21 protein-coding genes are annotated in these 26179 nt (G+C 37.6%); 12 read left to right on the forward strand and 9 right to left on the reverse strand.

Annotated elements, in window-relative coordinates:
- Position 1: 1 nt before the first annotated feature.
- Both ACOMC3_RS07900 and ACOMC3_RS07905 read left to right on the forward strand, forming a co-directional pair.
- Positions 2–1465, forward strand: a complete 1464-nt coding sequence (locus tag ACOMC3_RS07900) for a hypothetical protein (RefSeq protein WP_420318993.1) — start codon at positions 2–4, stop codon at positions 1463–1465.
- Positions 1466–1504: 39 nt separating this feature from the next.
- The gene (locus ACOMC3_RS07905; protein ID WP_420318994.1) at positions 1505–2458 is read left to right on the forward strand and encodes a hypothetical protein; all 954 of its coding nucleotides are present in this window, start codon (positions 1505–1507) and stop codon (positions 2456–2458) included.
- Between the two features lie 385 nt (positions 2459–2843).
- Here the strand turns inward: ACOMC3_RS07905 and greB are convergent, their stop codons facing one another.
- The 7 genes from greB to ACOMC3_RS07940 form a co-directional block, all read right to left on the reverse strand.
- Complete coding sequence (gene greB, locus ACOMC3_RS07910; RefSeq protein ID WP_420318995.1) at positions 2844–3359, reverse strand: transcription elongation factor GreB; 516 nt, start codon at positions 3357–3359, stop codon at positions 2844–2846.
- A gap of 286 nt (positions 3360–3645) precedes the next feature.
- A complete protein-coding gene (locus ACOMC3_RS07915) occupies positions 3646–4017 on the reverse strand; it encodes a helix-turn-helix domain-containing protein (RefSeq protein ID WP_420318996.1) in 372 nt (123 codons plus the stop codon).
- Between the two features lie 2 nt (positions 4018–4019).
- Complete coding sequence (locus tag ACOMC3_RS07920) at positions 4020–4316, reverse strand: type II toxin-antitoxin system HigB family toxin (RefSeq protein WP_420318997.1); 297 nt, start codon at positions 4314–4316, stop codon at positions 4020–4022.
- 360 nt (positions 4317–4676) lie between these two features.
- Positions 4677–4997, reverse strand: coding sequence for a DUF1330 domain-containing protein (locus ACOMC3_RS07925; protein WP_420318998.1), 321 nt, complete (start codon positions 4995–4997; stop codon positions 4677–4679).
- A gap of 10 nt (positions 4998–5007) precedes the next feature.
- The gene (locus ACOMC3_RS07930) at positions 5008–6054 is read right to left on the reverse strand and encodes a Glu/Leu/Phe/Val dehydrogenase dimerization domain-containing protein (RefSeq protein ID WP_420318999.1); all 1047 of its coding nucleotides are present in this window, start codon (positions 6052–6054) and stop codon (positions 5008–5010) included.
- 4 nt (positions 6055–6058) lie between these two features.
- Positions 6059–7033, reverse strand: a complete 975-nt coding sequence (locus ACOMC3_RS07935; RefSeq protein ID WP_420319000.1) for a quinone oxidoreductase family protein — start codon at positions 7031–7033, stop codon at positions 6059–6061.
- A gap of 2 nt (positions 7034–7035) precedes the next feature.
- A complete protein-coding gene (locus tag ACOMC3_RS07940; protein ID WP_420319001.1) occupies positions 7036–7530 on the reverse strand; it encodes a MarR family winged helix-turn-helix transcriptional regulator in 495 nt (164 codons plus the stop codon).
- Between the two features lie 610 nt (positions 7531–8140).
- On the opposite strand from ACOMC3_RS07940, the gene ACOMC3_RS07945 reads away from it, so the two are divergent.
- The 7 genes from ACOMC3_RS07945 (at position 8141) to ACOMC3_RS07975 (ending at position 19768) form a co-directional block, all read left to right on the forward strand.
- The gene (locus ACOMC3_RS07945) at positions 8141–9232 is read left to right on the forward strand and encodes a ComEC/Rec2 family competence protein (RefSeq protein WP_420319002.1); all 1092 of its coding nucleotides are present in this window, start codon (positions 8141–8143) and stop codon (positions 9230–9232) included.
- A gap of 361 nt (positions 9233–9593) precedes the next feature.
- Complete coding sequence (locus ACOMC3_RS07950) at positions 9594–9836, forward strand: hypothetical protein (RefSeq protein WP_420319003.1); 243 nt, start codon at positions 9594–9596, stop codon at positions 9834–9836.
- A complete protein-coding gene (locus ACOMC3_RS07955) occupies positions 9818–10132 on the forward strand; it encodes a type II toxin-antitoxin system RelE/ParE family toxin (RefSeq protein WP_420319004.1) in 315 nt (104 codons plus the stop codon). The genes ACOMC3_RS07950 and ACOMC3_RS07955 overlap by 19 nt, the downstream gene beginning before the upstream one ends.
- Before the next feature lie 436 nt (positions 10133–10568).
- Complete coding sequence (locus tag ACOMC3_RS07960) at positions 10569–14372, forward strand: hypothetical protein (RefSeq protein WP_420319005.1); 3804 nt, start codon at positions 10569–10571, stop codon at positions 14370–14372.
- A 55-nt stretch (positions 14373–14427) separates the two neighbouring features.
- Positions 14428–16839 carry a hypothetical protein gene (locus ACOMC3_RS07965; RefSeq protein ID WP_420319006.1) on the forward strand — a complete coding sequence of 804 codons (2412 nt, stop codon included), beginning with the start codon at positions 14428–14430 and terminating at the stop codon, positions 16837–16839.
- Positions 16840–17984: 1145 nt separating this feature from the next.
- Positions 17985–18203 carry a helix-turn-helix domain-containing protein gene (locus tag ACOMC3_RS07970; protein WP_420319007.1) on the forward strand — a complete coding sequence of 73 codons (219 nt, stop codon included), beginning with the start codon at positions 17985–17987 and terminating at the stop codon, positions 18201–18203.
- Positions 18203–19768, forward strand: coding sequence for an Alw26I/Eco31I/Esp3I family type II restriction endonuclease (locus tag ACOMC3_RS07975; RefSeq protein WP_420319008.1), 1566 nt, complete (start codon positions 18203–18205; stop codon positions 19766–19768). The genes ACOMC3_RS07970 and ACOMC3_RS07975 overlap by 1 nt, the downstream gene beginning before the upstream one ends.
- Here the strand turns inward: ACOMC3_RS07975 and dcm are convergent.
- Together dcm and ACOMC3_RS07985 are read right to left on the reverse strand one after the other, a co-directional pair.
- Positions 19763–20962, reverse strand: a complete 1200-nt coding sequence (dcm, locus tag ACOMC3_RS07980) for a DNA (cytosine-5-)-methyltransferase (RefSeq protein WP_420319009.1) — start codon at positions 20960–20962, stop codon at positions 19763–19765. The two genes, ACOMC3_RS07975 and dcm, sit on opposite strands and share 6 nt — an antisense overlap.
- A complete protein-coding gene (locus tag ACOMC3_RS07985) occupies positions 20959–22860 on the reverse strand; it encodes an N-6 DNA methylase (protein WP_420319010.1) in 1902 nt (633 codons plus the stop codon). The genes dcm and ACOMC3_RS07985 overlap by 4 nt, the downstream gene beginning before the upstream one ends.
- Positions 22861–23648: 788 nt before the next feature.
- Here ACOMC3_RS07985 and ACOMC3_RS07990 point away from each other — a divergent pair.
- The 3 genes from ACOMC3_RS07990 to ACOMC3_RS08000 all read left to right on the forward strand — a co-directional run bounded on the left by ACOMC3_RS07990 (position 23649) and on the right by ACOMC3_RS08000 (position 26175).
- Positions 23649–24365, forward strand: coding sequence for a hypothetical protein (locus ACOMC3_RS07990; RefSeq protein WP_420319011.1), 717 nt, complete (start codon positions 23649–23651; stop codon positions 24363–24365).
- 36 nt (positions 24366–24401) lie between these two features.
- On the forward strand, positions 24402–24758 hold the full coding sequence (locus ACOMC3_RS07995) for a DoxX family protein (protein WP_420319012.1): 357 nt from the start codon (positions 24402–24404) through the stop codon (positions 24756–24758).
- Between the two features lie 82 nt (positions 24759–24840).
- A complete protein-coding gene (locus ACOMC3_RS08000) occupies positions 24841–26175 on the forward strand; it encodes a 1-acyl-sn-glycerol-3-phosphate acyltransferase (RefSeq protein ID WP_420319013.1) in 1335 nt (444 codons plus the stop codon).
- Positions 26176–26179 lie beyond the last annotated feature (4 nt).

The following is a 26179-nucleotide window of genomic DNA, read 5'->3' on the forward strand; positions in this document are numbered from 1 at the left end:
CATGGCTAAACCTACTCATACAGATATTCGCATGTATAGAACTGGAACTGGTGATTGTTTCGTGCTAAAATTCTTTGCGGGGCGAAATTGTATTTTCACTATGATGATAGATGGAGGTACTTGGGGTTCTGGAATTACGAAAAGTGAATTAAGAAAACATGTAAACGATCTTAAAAAATATGTAAATAATAAATTAGATCTCTTAGTCATCACTCATGAGCATAAAGACCATGTTTACCTATTCAATGCTTGCGAGACATTGTTTACAAATAATTTTGTTGTTGATGAGGTCTGGATGGCTTGGAGTGAGAATGATGAGGATGAGTTTGTAAAACAATGGAAAGAGAAGTACGGTCAAAAGAAGCGTTCTTTTGCTGAAGCTGTAGCAAAGGTCAATGATACACTTTCTAGTGATGATTTTAAAAACACTTTCAATGCCAATTATGAGCATAAAAGACTCAGTGCCTATTACAACAATTACAGAGATAGCTTGAATGGATTTGCCGAGCTGCACTTTGAACTTGACGCTCGTGGAAAATACAAGGGAGGGCTAAGGGGTATGGAAGTCGTTAAAAATAAGATAGGAAAGGATAAGATGCGTTTTTTTGAACCTGGAAATGTTGAAACCATCAACGGATTGCCAGGAGTCAAATTTTATATTTTGGGACCTCCGAAATCCATAAAAGCAGTAAAAAAAGAGCACGGAAAACATGAAGGGGATACCTACGATCACAATAAGGTTTTGAGTAGAAGTGATTCTTTTTCGGCAGCTGTGAGCTCACAAGCTTCTACACTCTCTATCTCACCATTTAAAGGTTACACGGATCATTCTACAAAAACCAGAGATAATTATAGTAGCGAAGATCACTCATGGCGAAGAATTGACAATGATTGGTTATTGGCTGGCGCTGGGAATTTGGCCCTCAGGCTAAATACCGGGATTAATAACTTAAGCTTAGCTATGGCAATTGAATTTGAAGATTCTGGACGAGTGATGCTTTTTCCAGGTGACGCTGAATTTGGTAGCTGGGAGAGTTGGCATCAGATTAATTGGGAAGAGAATCAAAGGGGAACAAAGCCGCTTACTGAAGATCTTCTCAATCGTACCGTATTTTATAAAGTAGCTCACCATCTCAGTCATAACGGAACTGCCAAAAACAAAGGGCTAAGAATGATGAAGTCCAAAGATCTAACTGCTATGGCTACTTTAGATTATCGTGTTATTAGCCATAATTGGAAGAGTACTATGCCCAATAGGGGAATCCTAAAAGATTTGCTTATTAAGACCAAAGGAAAGTTAATTATCATGAATGAAGAAGGGCTTTACTACGATTTCCATGGGAAAAAGCCCTTAAAGGAAAGAATACAAGATGAACGGAAAAAATTAAATACTGAAGAAGCAAGTTTCTTCAAGAAAAATCATAAGACAACTAATTTGTATCATCAGGTACGGATAAGGTCTTAGAAACCAGTTTAGTACTAACCAAAATTTAAATTAATAGCTATGGCGTGTAAAAGTGGTAATATAAACGAAGCAGCTCAAAAGTCTGGAAAGGCACGAGATGCGCTAGAGAAGCTTGAAGAAGAAATGAAAGCCATCTCTGGTTCTTACAAGCGTGAATTTTCAGATCAAATTGATGAAACTGCTAAGAGCCTTGATATAGATGATTTTAAGAAGGAGGTACTGAGTTACGACATGAAGGTTGAATACAGTAGTGAATTTAGTCTTGAAGCTATGGTTGAGGTAATAGTTAAAACATTAAATGTGGTAGGCAAGAGCATTCAAGGTGGAAGTTTGTTAACAGTTCTGACAAGTAATGACTATGTTGAATCTTATAAGGGGTTCGTAAATGCCATTGCAGAGGCGGCAAAAAGCTCATCCTCTATTTCTTTTAGCTCCACCTTTAGCATGACAAAAATCGCAAAAGGAACGTATGCTTTTCTTTCTTCAGCATCCAGAAATATTACAGATAAAGACACTTTCGGAAAAGAGGCTGTAACCGCCACCACAATTTTTTATGCTGTCTACCACAGTCAGAAAAAGTTTGATTCCGACACAGAATATTCCATGTATTACACACACGCGCTGAATTATGATATATGGCAAGAGATTCTTACTGAAAGAATCAAGCAGTTCAAAGATGGCCAGATTTCGATGCAAGATTACATAAGTCAAAAAAGCTTCATTCAGCAACAACTAGAGGAACTGAAAGAGAAGATTGAAAAGGAGAGAACTAGACTAGGAATTGCTAAAAATGCGAGTAGTTCTATTAGGTCTTTCGCGCCTATGAAAGCTATTAAATCTGAATTGCATTTCCATAAAAGCGCATTTGTCAGAAGCGACCGAGAGCTTGCTAAAAAATTGGATGAATTTATAACCGAGCTTAAAGTACATAATCCAGATGATATTGAAGTAATTAAAGATGCACAATGGTTGAAAAGTGAAATTAGAAATTAGTGGATTGCATTTATGAAACCAACGGCTCCCACTAGATTGTGAATGTCGTTATGTTAAGATAATTCCTTTTAAAGTAACGGTAGAATTTCAAGGACGTTATAATTTCATTTTGCAAATAATGTATTGGATTTATATAGGGTGAAGACAATTCTTTTTAAAGAATCATTATATCATTAAGTGAAAAATACCTAGAAAAGGGTATTGGTAGGCTGAAAAAGTGTACGAGCCAGGATTCTACTTCAGGTTTGAGAAATGATGTTATTCAAGTGCCTGAATTAAAGTTGTCAAAAACTTGACTTCTTAAACAAAATAATTACTCGTCTAAGCTAGAAAGTAGTTAAAAAATGATCGTGTTATAGTCTGAGACCTATTTTGGTTATATATACTACTTCTGATACTCTATTTTAAGAATTTTCCATACAAAATCACCCATTTTGGTTTTAACTACAACCTCATCTCCAACCGTTTTATTAAGCAGCGCTTTAGCCATTGGGGAGTCCATAGATATGTAATTTTTATTACCGATGAGCTCTTCGTAACCTACAATTCGAAATCGATTTTGAAAACCTTTTGCTTCGTTTTTAATTTCTACCCATGCTCCAAACATCACTTTTCCTTCTTGATTTGGGTGGTAGTCAACAACTTTTAAGTTGTCAATACAGTCACATAGGTAGCGAATGCGATTATCAATTTCTCGAAGACGTTTTTTGTTGTAATGGTAATCGGCATTTTCTGAACGATCTCCCAAACTTGCGGCCCATGCAACCTTCGCGGTAATGTCCGGACGCTCAACACGCCACAAGTGATCATGTTCTTCCCTTAATTTTTGCATGCCTTCGGGAGTAATCATTTGCGAGCGGATGATTTTTGGAAGTGTTGATTCAGGAATTTTCCGCCTCATAATCAATGACCTTGTTTTTGAAAACTTTCGCAAGATAATATAATGATGGATAGTTTGTTTGTGCAGAGCAATCAATAGATGTTATAATGTCCTACGCTGCGCCTGTCTGACGGCAGACAGGTTCGGTTCGAGTCCCGATAGTTATCGGGAGGATTAATAGTGTGGGTTGACCTTTTTTGTCCTTAGAATAAGTCACTTCATTTCTTAGTACACATGAGCACTCTTTTGACTTTTTTGGCAGGAGGGAAGGTAGTGTGAATGGCAAATGTATGTGATTAAATAGGTATTATCCCATTTTATATTCCTTTACTAAGACATCAAATGACAAACCTAACTTAGGGCCAATAGCTCTTATCACAGGAAGTGTCAGTGGCCTTCGCCTATTTAAAATATTTGAAATAGTCCCTCGACTTTTCGTTCCAATAAAACCCATTAAGTCTTTTTGATGTAAATCCATTTCTGCCATTCTAATTTTAATTGCTTCTATCGGATCTGGTGCCTCAATCGGGTAATGTTCAGATTCGTACTTATCAATTAATGTAATTAGTATCTCAGCTAAATCATTTTTTGGTGTACCCTTTGGAGCATCAAAAATCTTTTCAAGATCTACTAAAGCACGCTTATAATCACTTTCTGTCCTAATTGGCTTTATGTTCATAATTATATAGTTAAAGCATTAATTCTATCATATTGCGAATGAGTGCCTATGAAACGTATCCAACCCCATTGCATTTCGTAGTTGAATTTGACAATTAATCGGTATTTGTTTCCACAGATGTTAAAAACTATTCTGTTATCACCCACAACACTCGCATTTTTGTACTGAGCTTTTACTTCGTTGCTATTTTTCCAGTCAGCTTTCATAGCTACTTTGTACCATGTTTTTAGCGTCTCCTCACTATCAGGGTATTTCTCCCAGAACTCCCTTATCAACTTTCGCGAGACAATGTTTTTCATTGAACGTAAAATTAATCTAAATGTTTTCATTTTGAAAACATCAGTAACATCAATTACAATAATTTTGAATTTTCAATCGTTCATAGCTATTTATCCTACGCGGACCGAAATAATGTTTATTATCGCGAACACAGAATGTGTTCGATAATGTCCCTGCGTTATGCCTGGCCCGACCGTAGCGTCGAGGTTAATATAGCTTCGGTTCAGTCCCGATAGATATCGGGAGGATTAATAGTTTAGCGTAAAGGCCTTTTTCGTCCTTAGTAGCAGTCACTTCATTTCTTGTACTGACGAGCACTCTTTTGACATTTTTGGAAGCAGGGAGGGTATAGCGAATGGCAAATGTGTGAGGTGATTAATTTACAACTTAGGATCTGGATCTGTTGTGTTTTTTCCTCCCTCTTGAATTAATAGCATATGCATAGAAGATGACGCATGTCTGAATTTCATTGCTTTCTGATAGTCTGGGTCCTCAAACCAGTCTTCAACACATGCTTTATTAGGAAATTCTAATATCACCATACGATCCGTATAGGGTGTTCCTTCTACGGTAATCACTTCTTCTCCACGAGTTAAAAATTTACCACCGTACTTTTTGACAATGTCGGGTGTGCGATCAGTGTATTTCTTATAGGTTTCTTGATCGTGAATTGACATCATGGATATAACATATGCGGGCATAGTTGTTGCGTTAAATGGTTTTCATTAATAGTCCTTTAGCCATTTTATCAGCCACTTCTGAAGTGGGTCTATCTTCTTTTTCAGCCAGGCTCAATAGCTCAATTATTGTATCATAAAGTCCAAGGACTCGATTTCTTGAATCCTCCATGGTTGGTTTTGAAAAAATACGAGTTCCGGCTCCCATCATTCCTCCAGCATTGACAACATAATCCGGAACGTAGGTAATACCTCTTTTCTTTAGTTCAACTCCGTGTTTTTCGGAGACTAGCTGGTTGTTGGCTAAACCACAGATCGCTTTGGCTTTTATATCTGAGATGGTTTCATCATTAATAATACCTCCCATGGCACAAGGAGCAAACAGGTCAACCTCAGCAGCGTGAATTTGATCCACCGGAAGTTGGGTTGCACCATAATTATCCACCGCATAATCGGTTGCCTCTTTGTTTATATCCGAAACATATAGCTCAGCACCTGCTTCAAACAACTGTCTGCAGAGTTCACGACCGGTAGCTCCCAGTCCTTGCACAGAGACTTTTAGTCCGCTCAAATGATCCCTATTCCATACGTGCTTAGCAGTAGCTCGTATCCCCGTAAAACCACCAAGAGCCGTAAATAATGAAGGGTTGAAACCTTCTGGGTACTGACTGGCTCTGGCGAAGATATAATCACAATTTTCTGCAAGAATATCCGCGTCTTTTGGGCCTACACCAACATCAATTGCTGTCCAATACTTACCAGCCAGTCCCTGTACATGTCTGGAAAATGCCTTGAGTAATTCGTCTTTATTGTCACTATTTGGATCTGCGATGATCACAGACTTGCCGCCACCCAAGGGAAGGCCTGCAAGTGCATTTTTATAGCTCATGCCTTTCGAAAGACGTAATACATCTTTAAGCGCCTCAGTTGATGATTCATACGGATACATGCGGCAGCCACCAGCTGCAGGACCAAGGACCGTGCTATGAATTGCAATGATTCCATGCAGGCCTACAGAAGCATCATGACAAAAAAGAACTTGTTCGTGTTCGGCAAAATCTACTTGTTCGAATACAGCCATAGCATTAGGGGATTAAAATGACAGGTTGGGTTAGTTTACGAGAAGCTAATATTTCATGAGCTTTGTCGGCATCACTTAAAGGAAGCACCAAAGGTTTGGCCGGTGTAATATGTCCATTGAGGATGGAATCAAAAAACTTCTCACTCATATCAAGTAATTGTTTTCTTTCCTGAGTATAGTGAAAGATCATAGGTCTGGAAAGTGTAGAGGATTTTTTAGCCAGCATTGGTATTTCAAATCCTTCTACCGGACCTGAGGACTGCCCAAAGTTTATCAGGTGCCCATTGTAAGTCAACGAAGCGAGTGAATCATGAAAGGTGTCTTTGCCCACACTATCATAAACTACCTTAACGCCTTTGTTATCAGTTATTTTCATCACTTTATCAACCACGTCTTCCTCCTTGTATAGAATAATCTCTTCACATCCAATTCTTTTAGCGACTTCAGCCTTTTGAGAGGAACCAACCGTTCCGATAATTCTGCAACCCATCCTGGTTGCTTCTTGTGTAAGGAGTTGCCCTACACCACCGGCAGCAGCATGTATTAAAACCCAATCGTTGGCATGTAGACGAGTGACATTCCTGGTGAGCATTTGGACAGTGAGTCCTTTAAGGATTGTTGCAGCAACTATTTCATCTGATATTTCATTAGGTATTGGAATCGCTATAGATGCAGGTATGATTCGTTCGCTTGCATATCCACCATAGTTAGGTGTTATGTAGGCGATCCGATCTCCCTCGACCAAGTCTATTACTCCAGAACCCAATTCTTTTACAACTCCAACACCTTCAATGCCAGGAATCCCAGGCAAAGACAAAGTTTTGTATAAGCCAGATCTAACATAGATATCATGAAAATTGACTCCTACAGCCGTTTGTTTAATACGAATCTCTTTATGTGCAGGAGCATGAACTTCAACATTCTTCTCCTTGAGAACGGAAGGTTCGCCATATTCTTTGATTACAATTGCTGTTGGCATCCTTAATTCGTGTTTTTGTTGCTTAATCGTTTATTTACCCGATCTCTAAAGTTTGACTTTCGAATGTTATTTTCAATGATCGTGAGATCATCTAACAATTTTGTTTCATGATTAAGTAATTCTTCAATGGCTTCATGACCTGCTTGCCAAAAGCTCTCAAACACAGGTAGGTTCTTGTGAGCTTTATCTGTCAATTGTAGTATTTTTTTACGAGCATCTGATGAATCCGATTCAGTAGACAGGTATCCTTTATCAATCATTCGGTTAACTATTTTGATTACAGCAGGGTGGGACAGGTCTGTGACCAACGTGATTTGAGTTACAGTCAGCGTCTCATGCTTTTTGAACAGTAGAAATAGATTCTGCCAGTTAGGCTCAATATCAATCTGATGATCTTTATATATCTCTCTGGTTTGATAAATAAGCTGGTCACTCAATCTTTTCAGTCTGGCTGTAAGACCGGGATAACCCATGGATACCAAAAAATCTTCTCTCATAAGCATATTTATGTAACTGGTTACATTTGTTATGTACTTGAAATACAGATATTCTGCTGGGGCAAGGGTAGTCTTTTTCTTATTTCCGCACTGGGGAACTCCATCTCGGCGGGCTGGCATGGCAAAATACCGAGGATTGTTAGCTAAAGCTCACAAACAGCAAATCACTAGTATTGTTATAGGTCCGTCGTATCGGTAATGGCCTGCGTTATTCCTGGCCCGACCGTAGCGTCGGGGTTAATATAGCTTGGGTTCAGTCCCGATAGATATCTGGAGGATTAATAGTTAAGGGGGATCGAGCGTTCAGATCTATCCAGTGGATAGATTTAGCGAGAAGACAGGCTGCAGGGTGCCTATGACGACAGGCAGGCACTCTTTTACTCATACGCTTAAGGCATGCGCACAGTCTCTCGTGAATCTCGCAAACTCGATTTGGCATTTTTGGAAGGAGGGAAGCTAGAGTGAATGGCAAATGTGTGCGGTTTCTTACTACAATTCAATTAGTTCTTAAATACGTACTACCGTCATTTGAAAATATATGTAAATCATTCAAAAACAAGGGGGGATTTACTAAATTAAAATGATGTTGAAATCAATTAATCAATCACTAATGAAAACACTAGTATCAATCTCCTTTCTATTGGCATTGCTTTCTTTGCCAGCAACAAGTCAAGTTTTGCCTGCTAACGATGAAATGGCCGTTCATTTCATAGATGTAGGCCAGGCTGACGCTACTCTACTGGAATTTCCATGTGGAGCTATCTTGATAGACGCAGGCGTTGGAAATGATGATCGTACACAACAACTTATCGCGTATTTAGATAGCTTCTTTCAAAGGCGTGGAGATCTAAATAATACCCTGAATTTAGTACTCATAACCCATTGCCATGTAGATCATAACCGTGCGCTAGATAAGGTTGCAAATCGGTACACAATCGAAAACTACATTGACAATGGTAAGAAGAAGGGATCTGGTAAAAAGAACCAGGTGTGGATGAAAAATAACTTCCCAAGTATTTACAACACTTACAGTTTTGAAGATATTACCAAAAATGGAAATGTAGATGGATTAACAAACAACAAGATCGATCCAATTAATTGCAATGATATTGACCCAATCATTACACTTCTCTCTGGAACTTTTGAGAATAAGCCCTCAGGCTGGTCAAATGATGATTTCGTTAAGAATGGGAATAATCATAGCCTTGTAGTCAAAGTAGAATACGGAGAGTCTTCTTTTTTATTTACAGGAGATTTGGACTTTGAAGGCATTGAGACGATGCTAAGACATTATGGAGCATTCACCAATCCAGCTGTCGGAAATATCTTGGATATTGATGTATATCAGGTAGGGCACCATGGTGCTAAAAATGGAACAAATAAGGAGTTGATTAATTCCATGACACCTAAGCATGCGGTAATCTCAATGGGCCAATGGACCAACGTAGAAAAATGGACAGCTAGTCAATATGGACATCCCCATACACTTGCAATTGAAGCACTAACCAATGGAATATCTGAAGATCGAGATAGAGTAACGCGAGAATGGGTTGGGTTAAAAGGAGAAAGCAGAGGTGCTCCAAATGTTCCTTTTGACAGATTTGAAGAACAAGTGATAAATAAGTCCATTTATGCGACCGGTTGGGATGGTACCATTGTCATTATTGCAAATACTCAGGGAGAATATGTCATAGATTATTAGTAAGTAAGGATAATCAACTTCTTATGTAATGATTAAGTTGAGGGAGGGAAGGAGAATGTCAAATGTGTGCGGGTTGCATTTTAATGTTAATTGTTTCTTCGGCAGTTGGCGGATCACAAACAGCAAATCACTAGTATTGTTATCGGTCCGACGTATCGGTAATGGCCTGCTTCGAGGTTAATATAGCTTCGGTTCAGGGTGGGATTAATAGTTTAGGGAAGGTGTCTTTCGTCCTCAAAAGTAGTCACTTCATTTCTTGGTACTCACGAGCACTCTTTCAGCTTTTTAGGGCTGGATAGGGTAGAGAGTAAAAGGTGAATGTGTGCGGAACTAAAACGAAAGAAATTAAATATCTTTACATATGGCCACATTGAACGAAATAAGAAATCGGGTTATTGATAGTTTAATGTCAATTGACAACTCGCAATATCTTCAAGCTCTTGAGAAAATGATCAAATCTTCTAATGTCGAGCATGATAAAATACCATTGACCGAAGAGCAAAAGATCATGTTGGCCATGAGTGAGGATGACATTCAAAATGGAAGAATGATTGATCAGGATTCACTCAATAAGCAAGAGCTTAAATGGCTAAAAGAAAAGTAATCTGGACTCAAACTGCTGCCAGGCAAAGAAGAAATGTTTTGGAATATTGGGTCGAACACAACAAATCAAATTCTTATTCACTAAAACTCCTTAAGGCCAGTAATTCGAAAACTGAATTAATTGCCAAGAACCCCAAAATTTTCAGAGAAGCTGATTTTCCAGAAACTCGAATCGCTTCCATGGGACACTTTAGCATTTTCTATAAGTACAATGCTAGTGAAATAATCATCACAGCTTTCTGGGATAATCGACAAGATCCTAAAAAGCTTTTGAAACTATTAAAAAATACTAAATAGCAATATGATACGATGCTCAATCGTTCATAGCTATTTAGCATAACATTATTATATAATCAAGCGGTACAATAATCGTCAAAAGCTACAGCAGTAATAAATAACAGCTTTGTTATATAATGGCCTGCGTTATGTTAATATAGCTTTGGTTCTGGGTAGGCATTAATAGTTAGGGAAGGCTTTCGTTCTAAGATGTAGACATGTCAATTTATTGTGGGAGCGGAGCACTATTTTGAAGCTTTGGTTAAGTAAGGGAAGAGTGGCTGAAAATGTGTGCGAATCATAAAAATCGCTGTAATTTCTCAACTAAATTAAGCATACAAATCTTTTCTGTATTTCGAGAGAAAAACAATTAAAATGAAATTCTCAACTATGAATTAGTATACAGTAATGTCAGCTATTTAATTCGTAAATTACTTACCAGCAAACTACTCACATTATGGACTCACCAAAACTCACTCAAAAATTAGTTTCACCTTCTGTGGATTTAATTGTTTCAAATGGTATAAAAAATTGGAAAAAAATTGATCTCTCTGATGTTAAAGGAAGATGGATCAAAACTAAGAAGAATGTTATCCGACAGGTAAATGAGACAGGTTCGCGTAAAATTGGATCCGGCACGATGTTTCTTTACAATAAGGGGCTGAAAAGTAATTCCCTCAATCTTATAGGACTTGTCGGATCTACAGGTCAGTTTGGACTAGTGTTTAATTTTATAGACAAAGCCAACTTTGATCTGTTCTATATCGATCAGCACACCTCGAGTTACAGGGGATTTGAGCTAGTGATATCTCATATTACTAATGGACGGGCTCGTGTCATTAATAGGGATCGATTTGACTTTGAAGCAAAACCTAATTCAAATTTGAGAATAGTTGGAGAGGTGGGAAAGCACACTCGTTTTCTAATGGATAATCAGGATGTTTATCAAAACGACAAACTATTGTTGGGAGATGGTCTAAAATTTGGCTTGTACTCGCAGGGCAAGACCAATGCTATCTACCAAAATCTTCATGAAGGTCATTTTGATATTAAAGCTCTCACCCAGTCAACGAATGGTCAGGGATTGAATAAGCCCATAGCTAGTCCAATCGAAAAAATCTCTACCGATCCAACCAATATCGAAGACTACAGGATACTTCCATATCTAAAACTTAAACCACCCAAATCTAAAACACTTGTAGACTTTTCAGAAATTTATACGGTGCCTTTAGATTCATTTTACGAGCGACTTTATAAAAACGAACAACTCAATACGCCAAGTATTACAGGATTACTTTCCAACGTAGAGAGTAATGTTTACAAACTGGATTTTAGGCCAAGGCGTTGGTACAGGGATTACAAAAAAATCACAGATGTTGAAAAATTTCTTGAGGTAGATGTAAACGTCTTTAGCAATAAAATTGGTGAACTGGAAAATCAACTCAGCCAAATTTCAGAAGAGACGGAATTTTTAGCCATTACAGGGCTAATCAATGAATCAAGGGAAAAATATTTGTCTGCACTACAACGGCTCAATGAAGTAAGGGAACATAAGGTCTTATTATTGAGAGAGATCCGTACCAATGGATTTACTATTATTGAAGATAAAACACCAGAATCAATACTGAATAAAGGTTATAGTTTCCATATTATAGGAGGTCAACCCACGGTCAAAAGTTTCACGCCCGTTCCGGTGCCTTACGAGATGGACTATACCAATGATCAGGAATGGGGCAAGCTCGAAACCAAGTTGAGGAAAAAATTACTGGACAGCAGTGTGCTCACCAACAACCAGAAGATAAAGTTTGAAGAACAAATCAATCAGCTGAAAGACTTTGCCGGCAATTTGAGAATTCAAAGTAAGATTACCGCGATAACTTCAGAACTTGGTTCACTTCGTGGGCAAATTAGTGCGCTGGGCTCTACAACTTCCTTACAAACAGAGAAAAATGCATGGCAGGCTGACAAAACTCTTTTGATCGATGAAATGCTAAAACATCCAACCGATTATTATGCAAATGATTTTCCTGACCAATTGAATGGTCATACCTATCCAGGAAATATAAAAGGAATAGCAGATTCTATGAAATTTGTTAATTGGTTAAATCTGAATGCCACAAAAACAGGTGTTGAGCATCCAGCTTATGTTAATTATAATGATCTCAGATGGAGCCCGAATAAATACACTAAAAAATTAAGCCAGCTGCAAATAATAGTCGGACGAGCTAACAATGGGTTGACCTATTTTGCAGGACTTTATTATCCCGATGCGGAGGTCTTTTATCATAGATATTTTACGTCAACATCACAAAATAAATGGCAAGTAGATCCCATATCTGGTCGTATTAACAGGCAAGGAGAAGGACCGTATACAATATTTACTTACGGTTGGGGAGGAGATAGAAATATCGGAAATTTCTTTAGAGATGCAGTTGAGGTCTGTAATTATTATATGGCTTCTAAAAGCCAGCAAATAGCACATATTGTAAGTGAAACTGGGAAGCTAAACAACGAAATCCAGGTAAAAGAAAGTGCGAAAAGCGCATTGAATGAGTTGGGTCTGCAATCAGAGCGAAAAACTTTCCTTTCCTATTGGAATAATCCTGAAGCCCTGAACGTCAAGAATGTGACCACCAATATTATCAACCCTGACGTAGACCCGTTGGCAGATTTGTTGATCAATTTATCAGGCGATGAAAATAATGCTATCGACTATAAAACATACTTTTTTGATTTTCAAAGTGATGGATTTTATAACCAGGAAGGACAAAGTCTAAAAGAATTTACTGAATCATCAGCTTATGATTCAAGAGAAATACTAGCAGTTGTTCCTGATTTTGATAAAAGCGGAAATATTTCAAAAGAGATTGTTAGTGCTATTACGAACCCTAAACCTTCCGCTTCTACTCATATTACATTACCTATCATCAAATTTGCAGAGACCTACCAAATAGAAATTACCTGGAACGGTTATGGAATGGGTGAGTTGAGTCATTCTTTCAATCTTTTCCCAGGGGAGTCAAAGGAACTGATTATTGAAAAAAGCACTAAAAAGAATATTAAAACAGATGAATCAACAACTACATCTTCAGTCTCGGCTAGTAAATCTTCTTCTTCATTCGAAGAAAATATTAAAGATGAATTTTCCGATACACAAAAGGAATCTACAATAGATGAAACTAAAAAGAAGGATATAACGAAAAACTCCAACACAAGCAATGAAACAGAAATCGAGGACAGTGGATTCAACCTCGGTCTTTCTTCATTGCCTGGATTAAAAATATTAGGTGGTGGTGCAGGCTACGACAATAGAGATAAAGACACGAATACCAGAAGTAGCGTATTTGAAAAAAGCCAAAATACCGAGACTCAAAAAGCCACCAATCAAAGTTCCGAAGTACTTAAGAAAAATATCACCAACATAATTGATAAAGTTGCTTCAGAAACATCGCAGGAAAACAAATTGGAAATAACCAGCTCTACTTCCTACGAATTGGAAGAAACCAGCTCCCGAAAGGAGGTAATAAAAATTGAAAATCCTAACGTTGGCAGAACCATTAACTACAATTTCTTCCAGCTGCAAAATATATATGAGATAACTACCAAATTGGTGGACGTAAAAATTATACTTGATCCCGGAATTGAAATCATAGATGGATCTGAAATGTCGGATATCCGGGTGTTTGAATTAGAAGAATTCGGTAAAATTTATCCTAATCTGGATCCAGATAATAAACATTCTACATTGCTGGCAGCTATGGTCGCAAGACAGGTATTTAAGCGATATGCCCAATGGCAAGGTGAAGTAGCTAATGGAAATGGTGCGGTCAAATTGAAGTCGCACTACACATTGGATCCGGGAATTTTGGATGATCTGAATTTTTCAGGAGAAGTAGATAGTAAGGAATTCTTGGACACATTGTTAGATCGATTGTCTTCAGCATTAAAACAATTACAAAAAGCTCCATTCGTATTCGACAATGTCGAGTTAAGTGAGAAAAGTTATAAAACGGTAAACATCGGAGCACATTATCTTGAATCTGAAATCGGTGAAAGACCGAGTACAGAACAATATCTGGAAGAAAGAAGAGATCTGGAAACTGCCTCTCAAAAAGCCGGTTTGGAGCATTTGCAAGAGCAAACCAAAGCCGGTATTTATTTTCCGAATTTGTCTAATGTAAGCACCTTATCGCTGGGACAAAGCGCAGACTCCTTGAAGGATCTTGAGAAACAAGCTGAAGGATCGACTGATGAAAATTAGAATTTGACTGGTTGATAATGTTGTCATAAAAGGTTGATCTCTATACAATTTATTCATGGCTGAAAAAAAATATTACTACGCCAAGGAAGGTAAACAACAGCTGATAAAGCCAAAAGGCAAGCTGGATGGCTACAATGTGGTAGATACTTTGGACAACACGAATAAAAGCAAAAAGACGGGGATTCCCGATGAACCTACAGATTCATCGAATGATGAATACAAAAAATGGGAGGATAATAGAAATAAGCTACTAATTGAAACTCCAAAAAAAATTCAATCCTTGGAAAAAAGCTTGAAAAGTTCCAAGAGCTTAGAAACCTACCAGTTTAATGACGGATTTATATACAACAAAGTTGGGGATCAATATTACGTAGATCTTGAAGCCAGTAAATTAAACCTTAAAAGAAACGGACTTTGGGTACTGGATGGGGGAGCTAGATTAAAAGACGAAGAGGCAGTTGAAAAAAGTACCGCAGATAGAGATTTTCTAGAATTTACTAAAAGGTTTAATAAGGAAATGGATGAGTCAGACTATAAATTCCGGCATGCTGACCCTCGTGCAAATTTCAATTTTCAATCGCTGTTTTTCAAGCGTGTATTTAAAGATGCAATGACCGAAAGAGATCGGTTGATTGATATGGAAGTGAATAATAAAATTTATATCAAACTACCGGAGGACGAAGAGGGAAAAGCAGCAAAGTTGACGGCTCTTAAAGAAAAAATTGCTGAGTTTAGAGAAAAAATACCTGAATTGCCTAGGGAAAAGAACTTCATTTCACTGATCACAAATGAAACGTTTCCAATCGAGGACGGAAAGGAACCAATCAAGACAAAATTTGATGAGTCCGTTCTCAGCTCTCACTATGCTGTTGTCAATTGTAATGATCCCAAATTACGTGAGAAATTGAAAACTACCTTAAAAGAATCTGAATTTACTGTAGAAAAACCTTCTGTTGGACTCGTCGATGGGCTAAAATTTTTGGAACATGTTTTTTCACAAAAAAAAATTGATGGTAGTGGTATTTATACAGGGAAAAACGCTATAGATTTCCTAAAAGCCGAGAATGAAATTATCGAATTTATCATTACGTATCTGACAGATAAAGCGAAGGATCATGGCAAAGAATTTAAGTCTAGATGGGAAAGTGGATGGTATAAAAAAGGGAATGACTGGATAGATACGACTTTGGGAGTGAGTACTGTTTTGGCATTATATTCATTATTTGTAATTGTTGGAACGAAACCAGAATTACTGGAGATTAAACAATTCTCTAAGGTTAAGCTAGACAAACTGGGTTTTAGTATAGAGCGATTAAGAAATGAATTGACTGGCAAACTGTTTTCCCGCATAGAACTTGATCTAACCTTACTTAGACATATTATTAAATGGCTCCCTGCTGAGGAAAAGAAAAAAAATGATAAAGTAGGGGACAAAGAAAAGACCAAACTGGAAGACAATCATTTTAAAGGCAAAGTAATTTTTGACTTTGAAGATAACGAACCTTCCAAATGGAGATTGGCGAATATAAAAGCGGACGTTTCCTACTCCAAGAGCTTCAAAGTATTTGAAAATGATAAGACGGGACTTACTTATGAACTCAATCAGGGGGCTGGACTGGACCTTGAAGGAAAGGAAATTAAAAGCGCCACCGATGCCTTCAATTTCTACCAATCGAGTGCCGATATGAATAAGCCTCCAGATCCTAACGCTACACACGAAGCAAAAAAGCTGGAAGACGCCAAAACAATAGACAAAGTCACTACCAATAAATTGGGATTAAACTATACGAAAAACCTTAATGAATCCAAGTCGCTCAACGCAGCACTCGATGGTAAATTGGTACATGAAACAGTCAGTACTTTTTCCAAAGAGACCAAACAGCTCATAAAAAGCAAATCTGACTTGAAAATTTCTACAGGACTGTCCATTAACCAAAACCCAAAAAATAAAAAGCCAAATCCGAATGAGTTTCTTTACTCAGCCAAATTAAAGGCAGATTACAATCTGAAAAAGAAAAACATGGCTGATGCGGGCCTTGAAGTTTCTATACAAAAAGGAGACTTCAGTGCAGACGGTAGTATCAACTACAACTATGGAATGAAGAAAATAAATGCAGCGACAGCCAAGGCAACCTACAAAGTTTCGGGAAATACAGAAGTAAGCAGTCAATATAAATATGGAAAAGGGCCTACTCAGGAAACATTGAACTCCATTGGATTTTCTTTTAAATATAACAAAGCCAAAGTCGTTGGTAGTGAAATCGATGTTTTATCATTTGAGCCGGCTGTTAACTTCAACATCGTAAACAATTCCCTCGATTCTATCAATTACAATGCCACCTTTAAATTTGCTGCGGGTTATAAAAACTCAATCAACGCAAAAGTAGAATTCATCCAAAATATGAATAAATCCAAACGAAATGAAGGGAAAATTTATGGATTTGTTAAACACGCTTTGACAAAGTAATGTCTGTCTAAGGTTTTATTACTTTAGAAGATTTAATTAAATAGCAATACAACCAACATTTCACTAAATATCAACCTCATTATGTTAAATAAGACCTTGTCTACGTCCTGGCGGGGGGCAAGGCAAAATACCGAGGGTGTGGTTGGCTGTGTGTTGGGAGTGATTATTTTGCCTAGATTTTTTGTTTACTTTTTTATCAATGAAAAAAGTAAAAGCCCAGCGGCTTGAGCGACAAAGCGAACACAGATAAAAGATTGATTTCCCGTGAGCTACACACCAGTATCAAGAAGATTGCCACGTCACCAATCCCGAAGATTCGGGAAAGGTTCCTCGCAATGACGTGCTACTTGATGGCTTGTGCGGTGAGCCAAACAGAGCGTTGGCCTGCAAGTGTATCACAGGCAAAATCCTAATCGCTGTGAGTGGCGTACCTGCCTGCCGGCAGGCAGGTTTGAAAACGAATTGAACAATTCCTCGAATAACGAAATTTTGAACGACATGCTTTTCCTGAGATTCTCTTGCTTAGGGCTGGTCAGTGAGCCTTAGCTCACAAGCGGGTGGGAAAAACTATTAATAGGCGATCGGCCAGGGCACGGGTGCGCGGTTGGATCGCGCGCTGGCCGAGCGGCTATTTAAAATAACGGCAAATTATGTAACAAGCTTCGATAGTGGCTAAGAGAGTTCTTTGAACCTCAGATTCGTACACGCACAAATTCCCAGCTTTGCTGGTTAATATAATATGAATTATATCTAACAAAACATTTCTGAGAACTCTACGAATTGCTTTAACATAAGATCTTTGCCGATATATAACTTGAACCAACACACACAGCCAGAACACAGTTATATATCTGATCTTATGTATAAATACTCGCCAATAGCTCGTATTACAGTAATACGTAGTTTTGTTATATAATGTACTGCGTTATGTTAATATAGCTTCGGTGCAGGGTTAGCATTAATAGTTTAGGGCAAAGGCCAATTCGTCAATAAAAGGCAATCACTTCATTTCTTAGCAGTAACGAGCACTCTTTTGACATTTTTGGTAGGAGAGAGGGTGGTGCGAATGGCAAATGTGTGCGATTCTACAGAAGTGTTACTTATAGTCTTTGTCTTATAGTCTACATAACCTGATCTTTATGATCATGGAAATTCAGTATAAAATAGGTCAAAGAATAAGAGAACTGAGAGAAACGAAAAGTATATCTCAAAAAGACTTTTCTTTTAAATCTGACTTAGATAGAAGCTATATCGCTAGTGTAGAAAATGGTCAAAGGAACATTTCTATTGTAAATATTGAGAAAATTTCTAAAGCCCTTGAAATGAGTTTGAAAGATTTTTTTAATAATGAAAAGTTTCTGTAATGGCAAAGTATGGTAGGGGTAAGTTTGAAGCTCATCCGAATTATATAGCATATATGGAGTCGGTTGTAAAAAGTGACTCATTCAAAGATATGCCAAATGCAATATCCAATGGCCGAATCAATTGGCAGGTCAGTAGTGGTAAGTCAACTTCATTTTACGAATATTATAAGGCTCGATGGAAATGGTGGGCCGCTAAGGCAGACTCGTTAGGTCTGCCTGGAAAAGGTAATGAAAATGAAAGATTTACAATAACAGCCCGTAAAATTAACCCTACAGGATATAGAGCATGTAGGTTATGTGGTGAGGATTGGAATGTAGGATATTTTTATCTCAACTCAAGGTTTTATAATGCAATTGCTAAGCTTTGTCCTGAGGGTGATTTCTTTAAATGGCAGCCAATAGATGCGGCTCTCGTAGAGATGAAAAAACACCTATCACAAGAAGTGATAGAAGAGTTGATTTATAAAAAATTTCCTGAAAGACATGAGTATTTCAACAAGTTTGGGGTGACTAAGGAGGCTTTTGAAAAATCAAATCACATCAATGCAAAGGCTTGGTTGACACCTGGGTACATGGGAAATCCTCCTGACAGGTTAGATGGGTTTCACGACTATCATTTTGAATGCAGAAAGAGTAGTGATCCAGGAAGATTTGATGATAACATGAAATCTTATAACCATGATAGAAGGACTTTTGAATTTTGGTCAGAAGGCAATTGGATGGTTGCGGACACACTCTATAATTCTGCTGGAGAAGGATATTGTCTTGACTGCCCTGATGGAAGTGAAAAGATTCAAGTAAGCCCTGACCATATAGGTCCACTTTCTTGTGGGTTCAAACAATTAGCTTTGTTTAAGCCATTATGTTCTACACATAACAGTGCTAAAAACCGAAGATTCACCTTCTATGATACAGAATTGCTTTTAGATTGGGAAAAATCGAATAATGATTCTGTGGCATCATTTCAAGTTAGGAATCATTGGGATAAAAATAAGGTTAGGGTTATGAATGATGACCATACCAAGCAATTAAGTAATTCAATGAGGTCACTACAGGATTGTTATTTTAGGATTCTGTATAGACTTTGGGAGACAGGAAATATTAGATTTCTATGTACATTGATAAAACCTCAATTTGCGTACCATGATGTGCATTTTACCGATTTGGATAATAGTAATTTCAACTTTTCAAGTTTTGAAATCAGAAAAAAAATTACTCCAAATAGAAAAAGTCTATTTACTAGAAGTTTAAGGATTGCCTTAGAGTCCCTCAAAGAATACAATTCCAAAAGCGTTGATTCCAGAAAATTGTTACGAAAAGATTATGAAAACAATCATTCTTTAATTGAGAATTATATCAGCACGATTGAAAGCTTTGATCATATTGAGAATGAAGTTCACTGGAGTGAACTAATTAAACATGATGGGGATCTTAATGGGTTAGAAGAAACTTTAGGAAGATTAACAGAATTTTCTGAAATTGAAATGAATGAATTAGATGGTTTAAGGTATGAGTTACTCATTGAATTAATGGATAAAATCGGAGATCTTGAAGTAGAATTATAACTTATGTCTGTCAGTTATTCTTTTAGAATTTAGAAAGTCAGATAATCCTTTTCTACCAGAAACCCACTCTGAATAATCAGAAGAACATTCCTGACCATTAGACGATGTGCTCAAATTATGAAACGCTTCACCCACGGTAATTGGAGACATTAGATTCTCACTAAATACTAGTTGGTTGGATTTTTTTCTTCTACCTAAACAGGGATTAAGAAGTGGGGGAGGTTGAGTGATTTTTTTTTCGTCATTAAGAATACCAATTAGGAAAACTCTTCTTCTCATCTGTGGAACACCGTATTGTTCTGCGTGCAATTTCCAAACAGGCGAGTTTACCCGATATCCAATTTCTTCAAGCGACTTTGACAAATCTCTTATGACTTCACCTTTCTTCATAGTTAATAATCCTTCTACATTTTCAAGAAGAAATATTTTCGGTTTTAGTAATTCAGCAAACCTTAAATAGTTAACAGCAAGGTCATTTCGCATATCATCAGATTTCCTAAATCCTGCATGCGAGAATCCTTGGCATGGGGGACCTCCCGCCATTAAATGTAGTTGTCTTCCATTTAACTGATTCCTAATTTCCTCAACACATGCCTCCAGGGTTGAATTAATTTGAAGGTCTGAATTCAGTATGACTGGTGAATTTTTTCTATTATTCTTATAAGTCTCAAGGGCCTCTTTATCGTTATCAATTGCTACTAAAGAATTCCAACCTGACCATTCTAGACCTAGACTTAAACCACCCGCTCCACAGAAAACATCAACCATAGTCGAATTCCCCTCAATTTCCTTAAGCTTTTTGCCAATAGCATGTGATAAAAGCGGTGGGACTGCATTTCCAATCTGCTTTCTAACCTTCCCCTCATTCCCATAAAATTTATAAGAATCAGGAAAGGATTGTAATCTAGCGGCTTCCCGAGAGGTTAAAGTTCTATCGTGATCAGGATGGATATGAGTTCCATTTCCTGGTCTATTGTAATAAGTTGATATTGTATATGAAGGTTGAGTCTTTAATAATCTACCGTAGTATGTGGTTCTTACTACACCTCTTTCCTTAGTCATTTCTCTAATTTGCTCAAGCCTCTTTGAGGGGACATCTTCAGGTATATCTTGCCAATTGCCTCCCGGAGGAACATGAGATATTATTTCCTTATCTAAATCAGATAGTTTAGGTATGTCGTGATTCAATATCATCTTTCAAAAAATTTGGAAATCAAGACTCCATAATCTGAATCATAATTGCTAAGAATCAAATCAATATCATTTGGAGAAAGATCGTATGCTTTGAATACTAAGAAATCAAGGTATGCTTCAAATTTTTCATTATTTATAACTGTAGGTTCCAATTGTCTAAACTTCTTTATTAGTGATTTAACTTCTTTGGAAATTTTCTTTTTAAGTTCCTCATCGCAATTAGGAAGTGGAAAATCATCAATTTCATAGTTAGCAACATGATTATTGCCATTCATAACTCTGAAATACCAATCCATGAATGTGCTATTTAGAAGTCCCAAGATGTAGAATTTTTCAGCTGCAGGCACTATTAAATAATTGCATGAGTTTCCAACTACAATGTCCTTAGGAAATATATTAAATACTAGACGCCTTCTTTGATTCATATAAGAACATTGTCTACCAATTAATCTTTCAAGCTGGCTATGCTTTCCTTTTGGCTTTTTAGCAATTTGATTTTCATATTCATTAAGATCAGCATAAAAATTTCTCTCTTGAGGCACATCTAGTTCCTTGAATCTACCAACGTTTTCACCACGAATAACCTTTAGCTTTGTAACTTCATTTGTAAGTATTGATTTGTTTAGGCTTTGATCCAATTCACCTCGATAGTTTTGTATTTGACTTGACTTTATTTTTTCAAAACTCTGAATTCTTAAGAATAATCCCATGTCACTTAGCTTTGATCTAGGGATGGCATAATCGTAATCTGAAAGCAGTTTCAAATTGGCGTACTCTAATATATAATTGTCGTTAAAGTCGTTTTCGATAACTATTTGATTTGAACTGCCCTTTAACTGTGAAATTGCCAGTGGTTGATTAACTGTTTCAAATTTTGTCTGCGTTTCACTTATAAAATGACAATAGCTTAAAAGCCTATTCTTAATTACATATTTACGGATTTCTGATTGTGTCTTGCTATTGAGCCAACTGCAAGGACCAATAAAAACGATATTTTCTTTTTGCTTGTAAGATGAAATACAAAGATTTAAGAATACGGATGACCACTCCATATTTCCCTTGCTTTTAAAGCTTCCATTTAGTGCTTTTTGAATTTTGTATCTTAACTGCCTATTGTACTCATCTTTTTTAGACTTATGCTGATTTCCGTAATTGGTTGCGGTCTCAGAGTTATTTAATTTGTCAGAATCAAATTTTATTTTACCGTAAGGAGGATTAATGATAATTGAATATGTCTCTGGAAGAGGATGTTCTTTGAAGAGGCTATTTTGCTTACTGAGTATCTGAACAGCATCTCCAACAATAATTTCGATTTCCAAATCTAAATTCAGTTGCTTAGCAAACGATTTGAGCAAATTCTGACAGGTATTTGCTGATAATGGATCAATATCAATCCCAATAATCTTATTGAGTCTGATATTATTGACATACGAATATTCAAGACAGGCTGCAAGTAAATTACCAGTTCCACAACATGGGTCTAAAATGATCTTTGATATAGAATCGTCAACGACCTTTTTCGCCATGACCCTTGAAATTGAGATTGGCGTAAAGAAAGTGCCAAACTCCTTAGAAACAGATAACCAATTTTTAGTTTTTAGAAGGTTGTCCTTGGTTGGAAATTTATAGTAACAATCTTCAACTACCTTGGAGATTTGAGTATATCGCTCTAATGTATCAACATTAGTTTCTGTTTTATTAAGAACTTCCTTAGTATAAAATGAATTAAAAGCAAATTGTATTAACTGATCTTGATCAATATCACTTGTCTCATAATATGAATAAAACAAGGAGTTTTTAATTTCGGCTAGTAGCTCAGATTTGCTCTTGATTTTGTTTTCAAACTTAAGTTTGATCTCTGGTAACAACTCATTTCTTAACTCATTAATATTCTCCATAAGTCTTTTCAAAGATGAGAAAAATGTTACTTAAAGTCAACATTATTTAGCGATAAATTATCTAAGAATTATTCATAAAGGCGGGTGGGCAGGGCAAAATACCGAGGGTGCGGTTGGTCGTGTGTTGGGAGTGATTATTTTGCCTAGATTTTTGCATACTTTTTATCAATGAAAAAGTATGAGCCCAGCGGCTTGAGCGATTAAGCGAACACAGATGAAGGAAGATGACCTGTGAGCTATTGTAATTCTGCTATAAGCGTCTGCGAGATCCTTCGATAAACTCAGGATGACAGACGCATGGCAAGCTGTGCCAAAACAAAGCGTTGGCCTGCAAGTGTATCACATGCAAAATCCTAATGGCTGAGAATGGCGTATTTGAAAACAATCTGAACAATTACCCGAATAGTGAAATTTTGAACGACAAGCTTTGCCTGAGATTCTCTTGCATTTGGGTTGGTTATCAGGCCAGAGCCTGAAAGCGGGTGGGAAAAACTATTAATGGCCGTTTGGTCAGGGAACGGCCGAGCGATGGAATGTGCGCTGGCCGAGCGGCTATTTAATATAACGTCTAATTATATAACAACCTTGCTAGAAGCACTGCACCAAAAAAAATCGTCAATCAAAAACGTACACGTGAACGTCCAGCTTTGCTGGTTAACATAATATCATTATATAATCTAAGCTGACAGATTTTCGCCAAACAGCGCAGCAGTAATAATAACAGCTTTGTTATATAATTTATATTATGTTAAGTTACTAATTTAAAAAAGTGCCCTATTTTTGGGTTTATGGCTAAATCCACAATTAACAAACAGCAACTCTTCCTGGAATTCTTATCCGTAGTGACGGGTGTTCTGATTGCTTTGATGCTAAACAGCTGGCGTGAAAATGTGGCTACCTCCCGGACATTGGATCGCGTTAAGCAAACCATTCGTACAGAAATGAATAGTAATACGAAAGAAGTTTCTGATGCACTCGCCTATCATAAGGCATTGATCAAAGAACTGTATGAAGGTCGTCACCTGATTATGGCTATACCTGCTTCAGAATTTCCCGTTGATGTTAATGATGATACAGCTTTCGAGCAATTTCTAAAAGAAACAGTCCCATTCATGCAATCCACAGCCGTGACCCGACTGGAGCTCTTACGAAACGGTAACGAACGCATTCTCACCCTCAATGATCAGAATCTGAGACTGCTGGTTGAGAATGATACAATTAAGCTGTTCGGGGTTTCAAACTTACAGCTTCGCACGGCCGATGTTAGCAATCGTTCATGGGAGATTGCACAGGCCACCGGTATGTTGGTTGAAATGGATCTCGAACTGGTAGATGTCCTCAATAAATGTTATAACCTTAACAATCAATATTTAGAGACCAGTAACAAAGCCATTGAAATGATCTACAAAGGTGAATCTGGAATCATTTCAGTCATGGAAGACATGGCATATTATGAGCAAGAGATCATAAAAGCTGATTCTCTTGTCTTAAATTTGATTGAATGACCGTACATTAGATAATTAACCCTAACCTCCTAAGTCATGAAAACCAACAAGATATTATACTGGACGTTCACCATATTGATCAGTTTATGGATGCTCCTGCAAGGTGTGCTTTTTGTATTCATGCAGGATACCATTGTCCCCGTCTTCGAAAGTTTGGGTTTTCCTCTTTGGCTGATTGCACCTTTAGGAGTTGCTAAAATTTTGGCTGTCATTGCTATCGTAAGTAACAAATCCGCGTTGCTCAAGCAGCTGGCCTATTTAGGATTGGCAGTTGAATTTGCCATCGCACTTATCAGTCATTTAATGGTTGGCGACAGTCAATGGCCTGCTGCAGCTGTAGCCTTGGTAATACTTGCCGGATCGTACATTTTTGGTAAACGGATCAGTCAATAGCTCTTCTTATTTCGTGATCATTTGCTAACCAAAACAGTTTTAATTTACGGATGTTCTTTTGCGTAAAAACAATCATCAGTCTGTGATCTATCGCCTGGTAAAATTGATCCTTAAGTTTTCATTCTTCTTGTTCTACAAGAAAATCATTGTTACAGGTCGGGACAAAATCCCAACAGATGGTCCGCTCATGATTGCAGTGAATCATCCCAACACCCTCATCGATCCTCTGATCATCGCCAGATTCACCAAGCAACGTGTAGGATTTCTGGGTAACGCCAGCATATTTATTAACAAATGGGTCAACGCCATCTTTCGATATTTTCATGTGATCCCTATCTACCGCCAGCAAGACCTCAAACCGGGACAAAAATCCGACAACCGTGCCGCATTCGCAGAATGCCATCAGTACCTGGAATCGGGCGGAACACTCATGGTGTTTCCTGAAGGTACGAGTTTCTATGAGCTGAAACTGAGAGAAATCAAAACAGGTACTGCCAGAATTGCACTGAGCTATGAGCAAGCCAAACAGTATCAGGGTAACTTAAGAATCATACCCATCAGCCTTGATTATGCCGATTCGCTGCAATTCCGCACGGTGGTCTCTGTTCACGTGGGTAATCCTATTTCTGTAGCGGATTTTAAGTCAGCATATGAAAAAGAAGAAAAAGATGGCATTGTAGCACTTACCCAGGTAATCAGTGATTCGCTGGCTTCAAAGATTCCCACTACCACAGATAAAGATCAGGAAGGATTTCTCATTCAGGCCCATCAATTTTATACCACGTATCTGAAGCCGGATGCTCATTTGTATGCCAATCCATCTTTGTCGCTAAAACTTCGAAGCGCACTTTCCAGGTCGCTGCAGCATCTCCACGAACAAAAACAGGAACTGTATAATGACCTTAAACATAAACTACAGAAATTCTACGCAACACTGGACCAATACAGCATTACCGCTGGGTTCGTCGCTGAAAAATTCCAGAGAAAAGTCATTCCGTTAATCTACCCTGGTTACCTCCTACTTTTTACTCTATTGCTTCCCTTCTACTTACTTGGTCTATTGACCAATTACCTCCCATACGTGCTTCCTGGCAAGATTTATAAGGCCTTAAACGTCGATATCGAATATCGATCGTCCGTTTTATTAGTAGGTGGAATTGTCCTCTTTCCTTTGTTTTATACCGTTTATCTGCTGCTTTTTCAGCATTTTATTAGTGATTATTGGCTGCATAGCATCGGATTCCTATTGCTGCTTGCAATTTCAGGTTTTGTTACCCTTTATTTTTGGAGAAGTATGAACCGCTTCATTCGATTGATTCGATTCACTTTTCATGTCCCTAAGGATTCCCTACAAGAGATTATTCAACTTCGAGATGAAATTTTAAAGGATTTGGACCAATTAAAGGTCACGTATTAACATA

Source organism: Ekhidna sp. (assembly GCF_965212185.1).
Classification (GTDB): domain Bacteria; phylum Bacteroidota; class Bacteroidia; order Cytophagales; family Cyclobacteriaceae; genus Ekhidna.

What these genes read in the sequence shown, in the direction of transcription:
- ACOMC3_RS07900 (WP_420318993.1), top strand. Translation starts at nt 2, where the DNA reads ATGGCTAAACCTACTCATACAGATATTCGCATGTATAGAACTGGAACT.
- ACOMC3_RS07905 (WP_420318994.1), top strand. Translation starts at nt 1,505, where the DNA reads ATGGCGTGTAAAAGTGGTAATATAAACGAAGCAGCTCAAAAGTCTGGA.
- greB (WP_420318995.1), bottom strand. Translation starts at nt 3,359, where the DNA reads ATGAGGCGGAAAATTCCTGAATCAACACTTCCAAAAATCATCCGCTCG.
- ACOMC3_RS07915 (WP_420318996.1), bottom strand. Translation starts at nt 4,017, where the DNA reads ATGAACATAAAGCCAATTAGGACAGAAAGTGATTATAAGCGTGCTTTA.
- ACOMC3_RS07920 (WP_420318997.1), bottom strand. Translation starts at nt 4,316, where the DNA reads ATGAAAAACATTGTCTCGCGAAAGTTGATAAGGGAGTTCTGGGAGAAA.
- ACOMC3_RS07925 (WP_420318998.1), bottom strand. Translation starts at nt 4,997, where the DNA reads ATGCCCGCATATGTTATATCCATGATGTCAATTCACGATCAAGAAACC.
- ACOMC3_RS07930 (WP_420318999.1), bottom strand. Translation starts at nt 6,054, where the DNA reads ATGGCTGTATTCGAACAAGTAGATTTTGCCGAACACGAACAAGTTCTT.
- ACOMC3_RS07935 (WP_420319000.1), bottom strand. Translation starts at nt 7,033, where the DNA reads ATGCCAACAGCAATTGTAATCAAAGAATATGGCGAACCTTCCGTTCTC.
- ACOMC3_RS07940 (WP_420319001.1), bottom strand. Translation starts at nt 7,530, where the DNA reads ATGAGAGAAGATTTTTTGGTATCCATGGGTTATCCCGGTCTTACAGCC.
- ACOMC3_RS07945 (WP_420319002.1), top strand. Translation starts at nt 8,141, where the DNA reads ATGAAAACACTAGTATCAATCTCCTTTCTATTGGCATTGCTTTCTTTG.
- ACOMC3_RS07950 (WP_420319003.1), top strand. Translation starts at nt 9,594, where the DNA reads ATGGCCACATTGAACGAAATAAGAAATCGGGTTATTGATAGTTTAATG.
- ACOMC3_RS07955 (WP_420319004.1), top strand. Translation starts at nt 9,818, where the DNA reads ATGGCTAAAAGAAAAGTAATCTGGACTCAAACTGCTGCCAGGCAAAGA.
- ACOMC3_RS07960 (WP_420319005.1), top strand. Translation starts at nt 10,569, where the DNA reads ATGGACTCACCAAAACTCACTCAAAAATTAGTTTCACCTTCTGTGGAT.
- ACOMC3_RS07965 (WP_420319006.1), top strand. Translation starts at nt 14,428, where the DNA reads ATGGCTGAAAAAAAATATTACTACGCCAAGGAAGGTAAACAACAGCTG.
- ACOMC3_RS07970 (WP_420319007.1), top strand. Translation starts at nt 17,985, where the DNA reads ATGGAAATTCAGTATAAAATAGGTCAAAGAATAAGAGAACTGAGAGAA.
- ACOMC3_RS07975 (WP_420319008.1), top strand. Translation starts at nt 18,203, where the DNA reads ATGGCAAAGTATGGTAGGGGTAAGTTTGAAGCTCATCCGAATTATATA.
- dcm (WP_420319009.1), bottom strand. Translation starts at nt 20,962, where the DNA reads ATGATATTGAATCACGACATACCTAAACTATCTGATTTAGATAAGGAA.
- ACOMC3_RS07985 (WP_420319010.1), bottom strand. Translation starts at nt 22,860, where the DNA reads ATGGAGAATATTAATGAGTTAAGAAATGAGTTGTTACCAGAGATCAAA.
- ACOMC3_RS07990 (WP_420319011.1), top strand. Translation starts at nt 23,649, where the DNA reads ATGGCTAAATCCACAATTAACAAACAGCAACTCTTCCTGGAATTCTTA.
- ACOMC3_RS07995 (WP_420319012.1), top strand. Translation starts at nt 24,402, where the DNA reads ATGAAAACCAACAAGATATTATACTGGACGTTCACCATATTGATCAGT.